Raw genomic sequence first — 15,032 nt, forward strand, 5'->3', positions numbered from 1 at the left:
ATTTTAAGATAAAATCTAGTTTAAAATAAAAACATTTGCCTTAATTTAAGCGTAATATGCGTTGACTAACTCCACAACACTTTCTACTAAAGGCACTTTAGCAACCCTAACATCTTCAAAATACTTCTTAGCTTCAGTAGCTGTCGTTTCGCCAATACAAAATGCAATACCTTTTGCTTTATTCTGCTTTAAGAAACTTTGAACGGTAGATGGACTATAAAACATTACACCATCTAAATCGCCTTCTACTTTTTCAGCATCAAACTTAGTTTCGTAAGCTTCAACTTCGTTGACTTTAATATTGTTTTCTTCTAAAATGTCTGGAATAGTATCTAATCTTAAATTACTACAGAAATACGTTGCTTCTGTACCATCCATATATTCAACCATGTGTTCAGCTAAAGCTTTTGCATTTTGCTCGTAATGCTTCACTTTTCCTATGCGTTTTTCAATAATTCGCTTGGTTTTTCGACCTACACAATAGATATTTTTGAATTGTAATTCTACAGCAGAAAAGTTAGTCAATAAGGCTTCAACCGCATTCTGACTGGTTATAATAACGTTTTCAAATTCGTTACGAACGATGATCTTTGATAATCGGTTAGGATTAATTTTTACTGAATCATTGCTCTGCGCAACCACGTCATCATGAAACTTAGCAACCTGGTCGTTAGTCAGTTTTTTAGTGGAATATATATTAGTAATCTTATCGCCTTGTGTTAATTCGTCAATTAGAACTTTACCACCTTTTCCGATGATATAATCCGCACAGAATTCTGCAATATTATGGTGACTTCCAAGAGCCGCAACTTTAGCAACTTCTATTTTTTTAGTGCCATCTTTACTTAAAAGAATCCCTTTAAAATTAACTTCTTCCTCTTTATTAATATAACAAATGGCTCCAATTGGTGCCGTACAGCCACCTTCTAAGCGGTTTAGGAATTCGCGTTCAATGGATGTGCAAATTTGAGTGACTTCGTCATTAATTTCTGCTACAATTGCTCTTGTTTCTTCATCAGCTTCTAAAGCCGTAATCATAACAGCGCCTTGTGCTGGTGCAGGAATCATCCACCCTAAATTAATAGAGTTTTCTGGTGTAATACCTAAACGACCTAAACCTGCTCCTGCGAAAATGGCACCATTCCAATCTTCGTTTTCTTCAAGTTTTTCTAGTCTAGAATTTACGTTGCCTCGTAAACCAACAATTGTGTGTGTTGGGTATCGATTAAGCCATTGTGCACGTCGCCTTAAACTTCCTGTTGCAATAACTGCATCTCTAGCTGATAAAAACTCTTCGTTTGTTTTAAAAACTAAGGTGTCGTTAATATTTCCACGCTTTAAAACTGCTGCCTGAATAATACCTTTTGGTAAAACGGTTGGTACATCTTTAAGTGAATGAACAGCGATATCAATAATGCCCTTAAGCATTGCAATATCTAAGGTTTTTGTAAAAATCCCTGTAATACCAAGTTCGTACAACGGTTTGTCGAGAACTAAGTCTCCCGTTGATTTTATTGGAACAAGGACAGTTTTATGACCTAAATGTTCAAGTTGAGATTGAACAGTTTTTGCTTGCCACATAGCGAGCTGGCTGTCGCGTGTGCCAATGCGAATTATTTTAGACATTATCGGTAGTTTCTAACTGAAATATTTTTTTGATAAGCTCAATGCTTTCATCTGAAGAATTACTGTCTTCTCTTAAGTGGTGCGCAAACTGATTAGTGATTTTCTGAATTAGATTATTTGTAATTAATTCAGCATGGTCTTCATTAAAATCAGTTAATTTTTTGCGCTGTGTATTGAATTCAGAATTTTTAAAATCTGTCAATTTATGTTTTATAGCCTGTATGGTTGGTACAAATTTTAAGGTGTCTAACCACGCATTAAATTCGGCTGTAATTTCTAGGATAATCGCTTCAGCATCTGGAATAAATGCTTTGCGTTTTTCTAAAGTATCATCTGTGATTTTAGCTAAATCATCTAAATGTATTAACGTAATATTATCGTGTTCTGTAATATCTTCGTTTACATTTTTAGGAATAGATAAATCTAAAACTAATAATGGTTTTTCAGTTGAAATTAAAGATTTATAAACCGTTGGGTTTTGTGCACCTGTTGCAACTATAACAATGTCTGAAGCGTTAAGTTCTTCGGTTAAATTTTCGTAATCTTTTACAATTAAGTTGAATTTACCAGCAACTTCTTCGGCTTTAGTTTTTGTTCTGTTTATTAAAGTAATATGCGAATTTTTAGTGTGTTTTACTAAATTTTCGCAAGTGTTTCTTCCAATTTTACCTGTTCCGAAGAGTAGAATATTCTTTTCAGAAATGGTCTCTACATTATTCATTATATATTGAACAGACGCGAAAGATACAGATGTTGCACCTGAAGATAATTCCGTTTCGTTCTTAATACGTTTACTTGCCTGAATTACAGAATTCACTAAACGTTCTGTAAACGAATTTAATAAGCCTGCTTTTCTTGATGCTTTTGCACCAAATTTAAGTTGACTAATAATTTCAAAATCACCTAAAATTTGACTGTCTAAACCAGAACCAACACGAAACATGTGGTTAATGGCTTCTTTATTTTTGTGAACGTAAGCAACTTCTTGAAATTCTTCAACCGTTCCTTTTGTGTTTTCACATAACAATTGAATTAATTGAAAAGGATGCTCTGCAAAACCGTAAAGTTCGGTTCTGTTACATGTAGAGATTACCACAAGACTTTCTATTCCATTTTCCTTAGCTTGAGACAAAACGTTTTGTTTTGCATCATCACTTAGGCTAAAATGACCACGTACTTGCGCATCAGCTTTTTTATAGCTAAGACCTATTGCGTAAAAATATTTGCTTCTATTTGGCATGTGTTGCTTTACTCGTTTACCTGACTATGGAAAGTAACAGCGCAAATGTAATTTTGATATTTATAAAAAAACAACGCTAGAGGAACTTAAAGTATCGATTCTGGTTTTTTAGGTTGGTTTTTAACATAAAGATGATAAATATCATATTTTTGTAGTGAAATCAAGGGTTTTTATGGTCTTTGTTTAGAACGAATCTAAATAACATTGAAATGAAATTAGAAAAATCGCTTCCTAAAAGTAACGCTGAAGGTACTTTTGACGAAATTAATATTGAAGATGGCTTTATTTTATTGACGAGTAAAAACGATGGCGATAATATTAAAGTTATTGAGCGTGAGATTGATAGCAGTTATATACAATTTCATTTTTGCAATAAAGGTTCTGCAGCATTTATGTTTAATCAAGGAAATTATACGTTGAATATAGCAGAAGAGACCTCTTTGTTACTTTATAATCCGCAACGCGATTTACCCATTCATTTAGAATTAAAACCACATTCTTGGTTAGTATCTTTAGTAATTTCTATTAAAAAATTCCATTCGTTATTTTCTGATGATGCAAATTATGTTACGTTTTTAACGGATGATAATAAGGATAAAAAATATTATAAAGATGGTAAAATTTCACCATCAATGGCTGTAGTTTTAAATCAGCTGATTAGTTTTAATCTTAATAATTCTATTAAATCTTTATACTTTAAGGGAAAAGCTTACGAATTATTGAGCCTGTTTTTTAATAGAAGTGAAGATGCAGATATTGAGCAATGCCCTTTTTTAGTTGATGAGGTTAATGTGGCTAAACTAAAAAAAGCGAAAGACATCATTATAGCTAATATGGCTGAACCACCAACATTACAGGAACTTGCTGATGATATAGGTTTAAGTCTTAAAAAATTAAAAGAAGGGTTTAAACAGATTTATGGTGACTCTGTTTTTAGTTTTTTGTTTGATTATAAAATGGAAGTGGCTCGTAAGCTTTTAGAATCTGGCGATTATAATGTTAACGAAGTAGGTCTAAAGGTAGGTTACAGCACAGGAAGCCATTTTATTGCGGCTTTTAAAAAGAAGTTTGGGACTACGCCTAAGAAGTATATAACGGCTTCTAGTTAACTAACCGAATTGTTTGTTTTAGTATTAGATGTGTAATACTTGATTAAGTAGCTAATACCACCCAATAACGGTAAAAATACAATCAACAAAGTCCAAATTAAAAAGTGAAATCGAATTTCATTTTTTGCCGCTAAAACTAGGCTTGTAATAACCAATAATACATTTAGCGTTATAAAAACAATAATTTGAATTGGGTACAACATTAAAAGGAAATTCATACTTATAATTATTTGAAATTATTTAATTGTAGTAAAAGTACAGATTAATAATCATAATACCCATCACGTCCACTTGGCGTTACACGTTGACGGTCTTTGTATATCGCTAAGTTGAGTATTGTTGTAATAAGTGCAATTCCTATAATTATTTTGTTTTCAGGTTAATATGTATTTTGCTTGGTCGATGAAGAATTTGAAGCTGCGTCAAATATTCAATTAGAAGTATTAGAAAATGAATCCAATAATAGCCCAAGAACATCTACATCAAACTGTAATTAAAAATAAAATGAAAATTATATCTTTTAACAAATTGAAAACCATTAGGAAATTAGTTGTAATACTTTTATTTCTTAGCTCATATGTGATATTAATTGATACAAATAGTGAGAAGTTTATTCCTCTACCTTATTTTTTGATAGAGTTCGGTGCTGTTTTTGAAATTTTTTCTAATGGATTTAACAAAGAAAATACTAAACATTATTTAATATTTTTCGCTACGATTATAGCTCATGTTAATATTCTTTTTTTAGTGATTGAAAAAACCTTTAAATGGCTAAGTATCTTATTGCCGTTAGTTTTTATTTTGTTATTGTTATCAAATAATCCAAATTCTTTAAGTAATTATAGTAATATAGCGATGATAAGCATCATTCCTTATTTTGTTTTTTGGTTATTATTAATAATGGTTTATTTTAGAAACAATAAGGAATATTGATTTTCCTAATAGAATAACTAGGAATGAATATGGTTGAAATTCTCTTGAAAATAATGGGGACTGTAACTAAATAATAATTGAATATGAATTTCAAGACTATTAAATAAATATTATTTTTCTTCTGCTTTTGTATTGTATTAAGTTCGTGTAAAAAAAGAATAAAACAGTTACCGCCAATTTATCATTTAGATCTATATCTTTTACGAGTGCATATGGTGCAAAAGAGAATTTATATTGGGAGATTCTTAGCGAAGCAGATAGTATTGTATCTAGTATTAATAAAGAAGCAAAGAATAATCGTAGAACAAATACCAAAAATCAAAATTATTTACTAAGTAAACATGTTTTAAAACTTGATGAACTAGAAATGTTGAAACTACAACATAATTATTTACATTATGGTGCTGACTCAATTATGAAAGTATATCTATCTGAAAATGAAAAAATTAAACATTTAAGACAAGTTGATTTATTCAAAGAAAAAAAGAAAGTAATCTTAGAATTAGATATTAGAGAAATAGATAGTGGAATTTATTATTCTGATAATATTCGAAGTGTAAAATAGCTGATGGTAAAAGTCGGTCAAATATTTTTAAATAGGAATAGTTTACATACTTTTAAAATTATTATAACCTCAAGCAATTATTTAGCTTGAAGTTAATTTATATTAATTATATACATAAAAAATTCACTAATAATCATAATACCCATCACGTTCACTTGGCGTTACACGTTGTCGGTCTTTGTAAATTGCTAAATTTAGAATCTCTATAGATTGCTCTTCTAACTCCTTAGTTTTATCTACTATGGTACCATAACTTTCAGATTTAGAATAGTAGTCTACAACCAATTGTGTAGGGTCTTTTGGTTTAATGAATGAGATATAATGTAAGGCTTCAACCTTGCCAGCATATTCATCGTCCTTATCAATCTTAAAGAAATACATTACTGCATTTTTGCCTTTGTCGGTTACAAAATCGCGCTTAAAAAGAAACTGAATAGAGTCGGTTTCTTTTTCGTAATTGGCTTCAGATAAAAGTTTAGATTTTGCGAATTGTTTTTGATCAATATTTATAGATTTTAACTTATTTAAAAGTTTTGCTTCATCTAATTCTTCTAGAAGTAAATGTTGATTTTCCTCATCGTCTAAAAGTTTTTCAACAAGCTTAGTTGGAATTGCTTCTTTCTTTTCGGTTAACAATACGTAGTATTTCACTAAGGCGTTTGTATCGTCTACATTCAATAGTTTTTCAAAGAAATCTTGCGCAGTGCGTTCATTGCGGTAAGGGAAAATAAGTCTTACATAAGTCGCTAACTCATAAGAATAGGTGTTGTAACCATAATTGTAGTTACCCAAATTACGCTTAACTTCCATTTTACCATCGTTAATCAATTGGTTTTTGTACTTTTTATAGGTTTTTGGTTTTACCAATCCGCTATCTTTAACTTTTGCTAATAAGTTGTAAAGTGGTTGTTTATATTCTGAGATTGTGCTGTATTCTAAAATTTTTGGAAATAATGATGCTTTTAATTCTAAAGAATCTTTCTTGTAATAATTATAAAACATTGAGCCAACGCTTCCTAACGGTAAATCACGTTCCATAAGTTCTAAGGCAATTTTGTAATTTTCTTTTTTGTTAGATCGAAGTAACCCTTCTAAAATAGAGGTTTGGGTTTGAGGATCAGAATAACTATCGTGATACAGTTGTTTTATAAATGGCAGGTTGTTTTTTAAATCTATTTCAATAAGTTGTTCTACTAAATAAGACTTAATGTTTAGACGCTCTTTATCGAACTCAAAATCTTTAAGAATAGAGACAATATCCTTGCTGTTGTGTTTTTTGAATTTTATGAGATTATATGATTCAAACACTAAACTATCATTGGCTCTTAAAGCTTCAAAAAATTGTTTTGTTTTATCTTGAAGTACATTTTTACCTAAAAGGGTGTCCTTAGGTGTGAATGAATTGTAAAATTCAGTTACAAATGTTGAAGGACCACTTATAGAATCTACTAAAGTTTTTAATTCAAAAAGAACCCCTTCCTTTAAAATGTTTTTCACCAACACTTGCTTTGAGCTAGATGAATCTGAATAACTAAAACGATGTGTATATGTAGAGTCGGTTTTAGATGACGAACGATTACCGATTTTAAACTTTTTTAATCCATGGTAATAATATGATCTATAATTTACTTTGTCTTCTAATTCTTTCCAAAGGCTATCAGCGTTATGAAACATTTGTAAATCATGAAACTTTGTTCTTGATACCGTAATTTGCTCATTGGCATGTGTAGAATAAATGGTTTCTTTTATATTTTGTTCATAATCTTTAGGTTTGGTTCCTCCATTGGAATTGTATCCATAAGGATTAGGTGTTGGTGCTTTGGCATTGGTTTTTACTGAAAAATGTAAAGAAGTGTCAGCTACTTTTTCAAAATCGCTATAATCCGTTTTGTTGAATTTAAAAGATTTAAAAAAGGCGTTTTTATCTTCAGCATTTGTGCCTACATAACCTAAAAGATAGTAGCTACCATCTTTTACTATGGTTTTTAAATATAAGTTTTTATGGGTTGTAGAATCTAATACAGCATAAGATTCATATGTTTTATAATCACCAGCTTTAAAACCACCTTTAGCTTCGTTAAGCTTATAGTTTTTATATAAAGCATGATGAAAATATTTAGCTTCAAAACTATCTTCTTCAATATAAGAAAGGTCATTTAAAACGGCTTCTTCAACAAAATAATAGGCGTCATTTTTATAGCCTTCTATTAACTTTTTACCGTAATTATGCATATTGCTAGTTACATAATATTCTGGGAAATCTACCTGAAACTTATTATTTGGAGATACAAACAATTCATTAGTGCTTGATGGAGTCTTTAAGGTAATATCATTAAAAATTTTAGCTTCATGTTTTAGAACAAAATCACTTCGACCTGCAAATTTTATAATAATAATTTCTAAGGGAGTTTGATAAATATGATATTTTTGAAACTCTCCTTTTTTGGTTTTATTAACGATGCTTATACCAGGATAAGGTGTGGTTAACTCTTCCTTTTTAATAATATCTCCAGGAATATCTTCATACAATAAATGGTCTATGTCTTTAAGGGTAATATGTTCTTTTTCGTTTGGTAAATAAGTAAAACGACTAATTCTATTGATGGTTAAATAAGCACCATTTGTCATATCTGGATCTAGGTAGTATTTTTGTCCAGCATATGAGAATTCGCGTAATTTGTCGTAGGTGTTAATACTTAAAAAGCCATCTGGAGTGTCGTGTTTTTTAAGTTGAGGTGTTACAAAAAGGCTATCTAATTTTATTTTTTCCGTTTTGCTGTAATCTGTTTGTTCAGAGGTCAGTGCTTTTACAGTATAACCTCTTTTTCTCAACATGTTAATCATGCCTTGATCTCCTGGTAAATGTGCAGCACCAACACCTGCAAATACAGATTTGGTTGGCATCAATTCTTCTAAAGAAATCACCATATTTTTATTTCTAATATATAGCATGTTCTCTCTGTAGAATTCCGTGTTTACACCAGCTCCTATAGAGTCTAAAAGGTCTAAGTTTCTATCTCTATAGAGGTTTTCTTGTATTAAATAAGCGTTCTCCTTAGCATACAGTTTTTGTACCCATGGATCTAACTCTTTTTTATTGGCATTATAAGCTGCTTTGGTCGTTAAGTATCTAGATTCTGCTAAATCTTCTAAGCCATATATTTTTTTATTATGTTTCTTTCCGGCTTGAAAAATAAACATGTCTAAATACGTTTCTTCTTCAAAATTATCCGAAGAACTACTTTTTCTATATAAATAAGCATTCACCGCATTATTATCCATTCTAACAGAGCCTCTAATCGCCATTTCTTCAGGATGTGTTAGCTTAAAAAGATTTGTATAAAAATCGGTACTGTAATTGTTGTAAGCCGCCATTTGACTAAGCATCATCTCATAATTAAATCCAGGCCATGTTGTTGGGTCAGATTCTAAAGCAATACAATCACTTTTCTCTAAGGCTTTATAAAAAACATCATCTAAACGAAAAGCGACTTTTTTGCTCACGTGCATGGTGCCGTAGAGATAGGAAGGTTTTTCGAGTCCGTTTCCTGTAATTTTCCAGAGTAAACTTTGATATTGTTGTTGTGAGAATGCAACTATTGTGAATAGTGTGAAGAATATGGCTAAGTTTTTATTCATGTGTCTGTGTTTATTGACTTTTTAAGTGTGCAGGCTGTTCGTTATTTTTATTTTTCTAAGTGATAAAAATTGAACATGCGTGTTTCATCATAAAACGTAATCAGGGCTTGTAAAGATATTTAATTCCTTTAAACAGCCATATAGATTCTATAAAAGTCTATAAAAAACGGCAATTAGCGATGAATATTTCATATTTATTAACTTTTAAATAAATGAGATATTGATAATGTAACGATAAATAAAACCAATAGAAACCATAATTTAGTATTGCAATTAGTATTGTATTTTTGCATTTGAAAAAGGAAACTATGTCAAAAGGAATTTTATTAGTGAATTTGGGCTCTCCAGAAAGTCCAAGTCCAAAGGATGTTAAAAAATATCTTGGAGAATTTTTAATGGACGAACGTGTTATTGACGTGCCACTTTGGGCTAGAACATTATTAGTAAAAGGTATTATTTTAAATACAAGGCCAAAGGCTTCAGCAGCTGCTTACCAGAAAATATGGTGGGAAGAGGGTTCTCCGTTAATTGTACTTTCTGAACGACTTCAAGAAAAAGTGCAAAATAAAGTAGATTATCCTGTAGCATTGGCGATGCGTTATGGTACCATGACCATAAAAAAAGGCTTGCAAGAATTAGTAGATAAAGGCTGTACTGAAATAAAGACTGTTCCGTTATATCCACAATTTGCCATGGCAACAACAGAGACCATTGACGTAAAAGTAGATGAATTGGTTGCGGAACATTTTCCAAACATAAAAATTACAAGAACTCCAGCGTTTTATAAGCGTGAAGATTATATCAATGTACTCTCAAAAAGCATTGGGGAAACGTTGAATGATTTAGATTATGAACATATCTTATTTAGTTATCATGGAGTTCCTGAAAGACATATCCGTAAAAGTGATATAACCAATGGTAATTGCAAAATGGATGGTAAATGTTGTTTTAAAAAGGGTAGTAAGCAACACGAATTTTGTTACCGTCACCAATGTGAAATTACCACTGTAAACGTAGCTAAAAAGCTAGGTTTAAAAAATGGCACCTATTCTACTACGTTTCAATCTAGACTTGGTTTTGATCCATGGTTACAGCCTTACACAGACCGAACAATAGAGAGAATGGGTAAAGCAGGCACAAAAAAAATGGCCATTGTAACACCAGCTTTTGTAAGTGATTGTTTAGAAACTTTAGAAGAAATTGCGATGGAAGGCGAAGAAATTTTTCATGAAATGGGAGGGGAAGAATTTACGGTAATTCCATGTCTTAATGACCGTGATGATTTTGCTGAAGTGATGGCTAATATGATAAATGAATGGGCAGCTGCTGAAAATAAAGCTGAGTAATGGCAAATGTATCCGCACAAGATTTAGGGAATCAACCTATCGGAAAATTACTGATTAAGCAAGCTTTGCCTGCGTCTATTGGTATTTTGGTGATGTCGCTAAATATTTTAGTGGATACTATTTTTGTTGGTAATTGGATTGGCTCAACAGCTATTGCTGCTATAAATGTTGTTTTACCAGTTTCGTTTTTTATTGCAGCGCTTGGTATGGCTATTGGTATTGGAGGTTCTTCTATTATTTCGAGAGCATTGGGTGCAGATCACATTGCAAAAGCTCTAAAAACATTTGGAAATCAATTAACATTAACACTTTTATTTACAGTAACATTTGCGGTCTTTGGATTGTATTTTGTAGATACCTTAATTCCTGCTTTTGGAGGTAAGGGAAACATCTTCGATCCTGCAAAGGTATATTACGAAATTATACTTTACGGAGTACCTGTTCTTGGATTTGTAATGATGGGAAATACGGTGATTAGGGCAGAAGGGAAGCCTAAATTTGCTATGTATGCCATGATGATTCCTTCAGTAGGAAATTTAATTCTCGATTATTTATTTATAAATGTTTTAGACTACGGAATGGCTGGAGCTGCATGGGCGACTACAGGTTCTTATGTGGTTTCTTTTTTGTTTATTGTATGGTATTTTCTGTCTAAAAATTCAGAATTAAAAATAAATCTTTCACATTTTAGATTAGATAAAAGTATCGTTTCTGAAATTGGATCATTAGGTTTTGTAACATTGGCAAGACAAGCCATTGTAAGTGTTACATTTTTATTAGTTAATAATGCACTGTATAATTTTGGAGGCGAAACATCTGTAACAGCCTATGCTATTGTTGGGAGATTAAGCATGTTTGCTTTGTTTCCTGTTTTTGGAATTACCCAAGGATTTATTCCTATTGCTGGCTTTAATTATGGAGCAGAAAAATACGATCGTGTAAAAGAATCGATTTATACAGCCATAAAATATGCTGCTATTTTAGGAACAGTTGTGTTTATTGCATTAATGGTTTTTCCGGAAATTATAACAAAATGGTTTACAACAGATGTGGATGTCATTAAAGTGACGCCAAGTAATATGAGGTGGACTTTTGCAGCCGTGCCAATTGTAGCTTTACAACTTATTGGTGCAGCTTATTTTCAAGCTGTAGGTAAAGCACTACCAGCATTATTGCTCACATTGACGAGACAGGCCATTTTCTTTATTCCTTTAATGTATATTATGCCGTTTTATTTTGGTGAATTAGGTATTTGGATGTCATTTCCAATTTCAGATGTATTATCAACCATTGTGACGGCTTATTTTTTACATAGAGAAGTGAAGTTAAATTTAAAAACGGAAGCGATTGAATAGGTTTTAATCCGTAATTTTAGTTTTAATTTATCAATCTACTCTCAATACTCAATTTTTTTTAAAAATGGAATACTACAACTACATAAAATCTTTACATCTTATATTCGTAATCACATGGTTTGCTGGTTTATTTTACATTCCAAGATTATTTGTATATCAAATAGAAGCATTTCACAAACCATCACCAGAAAAGGAAATATTAGGCAAACAATTAAAGATAATGTCTAAACGGTTGTGGTTTATTATCACTTGGCCTTCTGCAATATTGGCAACATTATTTGCTGTTTGGTTAATGATTTTAATGCCAAGTTGGTTTCAAATGGGTTGGATGCATGTAAAATTATTATTTGTGCTTTTACTGTTTATCTATCATTATAAAACACATATTTACTATAAGCAACTACAAAATGATGAGGTTAAAGTGACCTCTAGTTTTATGCGAATTTGGAATGAAGGAGCAACTTTTATTTTATTCGCAGTGGTTTTTCTAGTGATTCTTAAAAGTTCTATCAATTGGATTTTTGGAATTGTGGGTATGGTAGTTTTAGGAGTTTTAATTATGCTAGGTTTCAAATTGTATAAAAATATCCGCTCTAAAAATCCGGAGGCATAATTAATATTAAATCTAAAAAGTTCCAGTTTTTATAATTTGAGATTTGTGGTTCGCACTTTTGGATTGATTATTGCTATATTTAAAAGTTATAATTCAAAATTAAAAGATACCCATCCTAATGGGCATTTCTATGACTAAAAAACGTCTGTCTTTAAGGGCTCGAATAGTGATCAATATGATACTTTTGGTATTAGTTGCATCAGTTTTAATAGCTGCTGTAACCATTTATCAGTATCGTGAGGAGGCTAAAGATTACCATAAGGAGCGATTGGAGCGTAAAGAAAAAGCAATAAAGCAGAGTATTGATTTTGTTATTAGAGAAACTACATATCCTGTTACAACAGAGAATATTCCATTAATATTTAAAGATGAAATATTTGATATTGATGCCATACATAGTCTACAGGTTAATTTGTATGATTTAGATGGGCAATTATTAAAAAGCTCAAAACGATCGATTCAGCGAGATACGACACAGAGTTGTTTAAATGCCGAAATTTTAAACACCTTGTCTAATACTTTAGAACATCGTTATGTCGTAAAAAACAAGGAGGCAGGTCAAACTTTTCAATCATCCTATTCTTATATCACGGATGAAAAATTTAAAACTTTAGCCATTTTAAATTTACCATATTTAGAAAATGATGATTTTTTAAATAAGGAGCTAAAAGAATTTTTGATGCGTTTAGCGTATGCTTATTTAGTATTAATTCTTGTGGCTATTATTTTTGCTTATTTCATATCTAAATTTATTACTAAATCATTGAAAACGATTAGTGATAAAATGAATGAAACACGATTAGAAAAACGGAATAAGAAAATTCAGATAGAAACTTCTAGCGAAGAAATAGATGCATTAGTTAATGCTTATAATAGCATGATTGATGAGCTCGAGGCGAGTGCTGTAGTTTTAGCAACAAATGAACGTGAGCAGGCTTGGCGAGAAATGGCGAAGCAAGTGGCACATGAGATAAAGAATCCGTTAACACCAATGCGATTAACAGTTCAGAGTTTTCAACGTAAGTTTGATCCAGAAGACGAAAACATACATCAAAAAGTAGATGAATATAGTGATACACTGATTCAACAAATAGATACTATGAGTTCTATTGCTTCTGCATTTTCTAATTTTGCAAAAATGCCGGCTCAAAAAAGTGAAAATCTCAATGTTGTGCATGTGGTTAAATTGGCATTGGATATTTTTAATGAACATTACATTGAATTTTATCCTGAAGCTGAAGAAATCATTGCTAAATTTGATAGAACACAATTAATTAGAGTGGTTACTAATTTGGTTAAAAATGGGATTCAGGCAATTGCTGATGATTCTGAAAACCCTAAAATAGAAGTACGTGTTTTTAGCAATTGTAATAATGTTAATATCACTATTGAAGATAATGGTTCTGGAATAGCAGAGGATACTAAGTCTAAAATTTTTGAACCTAAATTTACTACCAAATCAAGTGGAATGGGATTAGGTTTAGCTATGGTGAAAAACATAGTAGAAACTTATAACGGAAGTATTACCTTTACGACTCAGTTAGGAAAAGGGACAATTTTCACTGTGAGTTTTCCTAAAAATCAAAAGCTTCCTTCTCAATAAGGAGCCTCATAGCAGACTATCTAAATTCTATTATTAGAGATATATGGTTTGTAATAAAAAACTGAAAACACAAATAATAATACCCTAAAGTCAAGGGAATAAAATATAGATTTAAATGAATTACGACAACATTCTTTCAGAATATTCAAACGGAATTACAACTATCACTATAAACAGACCAAAAAAGCTAAATGCTTTAAATATTGATACTATTAAAGAACTTCATGAGGCTTTTAAGAGCGCTAATGATGATGATACTAAAGTAATCATTGTTACTGGTAGTGGAGAAAAAGCTTTTGTAGCAGGTGCAGATATAAGCGAGTTTGCAAATTTCAGTGTAAAAGAAGGTGGAAATCTTGCGGCAGAAGGTCAAGAGTTATTATTTGATTTTATAGAAAATCTAAGTACACCTGTAATTGCAGCTGTTAATGGCTTTGCACTTGGTGGTGGATTAGAATTGGCAATGGCTAGTCATTTTAGAGTTGCTAGTACTAATGCAAGAATGGGATTGCCAGAAACCTCTCTTGGTGTAATTCCGGGTTATGGTGGCACTCAACGATTACCGCATTTAGTTGGTAAAGGTAGAGCGATGGAAATGATAATGACAGCAGGTATGATTGATGCAAACCAAGCCTTAAACTACGGATTGGTAAACCATGTTGTTGCGCAAGAAGAATTATTGCCTTTTGCAGAGAAATTGGCAAGTAAAATTATGCGTAATTCATCTGTTGCCATTGCTAAAGCTATAAAAGCAATTAACGCTAATTATAAAGATGGTAAAGATGGTTATAAAGTAGAAATTAAGCAATTTGGTAAATGCTTTGGTACTGAAGATTTTGCGGAAGGAACTACTGCTTTTTTAGAGAAACGTAAAGCTGATTTTCCAGGTAAGTAGATATCTGTTTTGGGTGAATTTAGTTTGCTAAAACACGTTTTGATGTTATTTTATAGAAATAATATAATGGCGTCAATAAAATGAAGCTAGCTAAAATTAGCGGACTCA

11 protein-coding genes are annotated in these 15,032 nt (G+C 31.4%); 8 read left to right on the plus strand and 3 right to left on the minus strand.

Going from position 1 to position 15,032, the window contains the following annotated elements; translation table 11 throughout:
- Positions 1 to 45: 45 nt before the first annotated feature.
- Both hemC and hemA read right to left on the minus strand, forming a co-directional pair.
- Complete coding sequence (gene hemC, locus ACJJVO_RS12955; protein ID WP_405574828.1) at positions 46 to 1,626, minus strand: hydroxymethylbilane synthase; 1,581 nt, start codon at positions 1,624 to 1,626, stop codon at positions 46 to 48.
- Positions 1,619 to 2,866 (minus strand): glutamyl-tRNA reductase, encoded by a 1,248-nt coding sequence (gene hemA, locus ACJJVO_RS12960; protein ID WP_405574829.1) that lies wholly within the window; start codon positions 2,864 to 2,866, stop codon positions 1,619 to 1,621. Before hemA ends, hemC begins: the two co-directional genes overlap by 8 nt.
- 209 nt (positions 2,867 to 3,075) lie before the next feature.
- Between hemA and ACJJVO_RS12965 the strand changes: the two genes are divergently transcribed.
- The 3 genes from ACJJVO_RS12965 to ACJJVO_RS12975 all read left to right on the plus strand — a co-directional run bounded on the left by ACJJVO_RS12965 (position 3,076) and on the right by ACJJVO_RS12975 (position 5,473).
- Entirely contained in the window at positions 3,076 to 3,975 is a 900-nt protein-coding gene (locus ACJJVO_RS12965; protein ID WP_405574831.1) for a helix-turn-helix transcriptional regulator, read from the plus strand.
- Positions 3,976 to 4,425: 450 nt separating this feature from the next.
- Positions 4,426 to 4,908, plus strand: a complete 483-nt coding sequence (locus tag ACJJVO_RS12970; protein WP_405574832.1) for a hypothetical protein — start codon at positions 4,426 to 4,428, stop codon at positions 4,906 to 4,908.
- Positions 4,909 to 5,275: 367 nt separating this feature from the next.
- On the plus strand, positions 5,276 to 5,473 hold the full coding sequence (locus ACJJVO_RS12975; RefSeq protein ID WP_405574834.1) for a hypothetical protein: 198 nt from the start codon (positions 5,276 to 5,278) through the stop codon (positions 5,471 to 5,473).
- A 126-nt stretch (positions 5,474 to 5,599) separates the two neighbouring features.
- Here the strand turns inward: ACJJVO_RS12975 and ACJJVO_RS12980 are convergent, their stop codons facing one another.
- Entirely contained in the window at positions 5,600 to 9,112 is a 3,513-nt protein-coding gene (locus ACJJVO_RS12980) for a TraB/GumN family protein (protein ID WP_405574836.1), read from the minus strand.
- A 308-nt stretch (positions 9,113 to 9,420) separates the two neighbouring features.
- On the opposite strand from ACJJVO_RS12980, the gene hemH reads away from it, so the two are divergent.
- The 5 genes from hemH to ACJJVO_RS13005 all read left to right on the plus strand — a co-directional run bounded on the left by hemH (position 9,421) and on the right by ACJJVO_RS13005 (position 14,924).
- Positions 9,421 to 10,458, plus strand: a complete 1,038-nt coding sequence (hemH, locus tag ACJJVO_RS12985) for a ferrochelatase (protein WP_405574837.1) — start codon at positions 9,421 to 9,423, stop codon at positions 10,456 to 10,458.
- A complete protein-coding gene (locus ACJJVO_RS12990) occupies positions 10,458 to 11,813 on the plus strand; it encodes an MATE family efflux transporter (protein WP_405574839.1) in 1,356 nt (451 codons plus the stop codon). The genes hemH and ACJJVO_RS12990 overlap by 1 nt, the downstream gene beginning before the upstream one ends.
- 64 nt (positions 11,814 to 11,877) lie before the next feature.
- Complete coding sequence (locus tag ACJJVO_RS12995) at positions 11,878 to 12,426, plus strand: CopD family protein (protein ID WP_405574841.1); 549 nt, start codon at positions 11,878 to 11,880, stop codon at positions 12,424 to 12,426.
- A gap of 130 nt (positions 12,427 to 12,556) precedes the next feature.
- The gene (locus ACJJVO_RS13000; protein ID WP_405574843.1) at positions 12,557 to 14,029 is read left to right on the plus strand and encodes an ATP-binding protein; all 1,473 of its coding nucleotides are present in this window, start codon (positions 12,557 to 12,559) and stop codon (positions 14,027 to 14,029) included.
- Positions 14,030 to 14,144: 115 nt separating this feature from the next.
- Positions 14,145 to 14,924, plus strand: a complete 780-nt coding sequence (locus ACJJVO_RS13005; RefSeq protein WP_405574845.1) for an enoyl-CoA hydratase/isomerase family protein — start codon at positions 14,145 to 14,147, stop codon at positions 14,922 to 14,924.
- Positions 14,925 to 15,032: the final 108 nt, after the last annotated feature.

Source organism: Winogradskyella sp. Asnod2-B02-A (genome assembly GCF_045063645.1).
Classification (GTDB): Bacteria; Bacteroidota; Bacteroidia; order Flavobacteriales; family Flavobacteriaceae; genus Winogradskyella.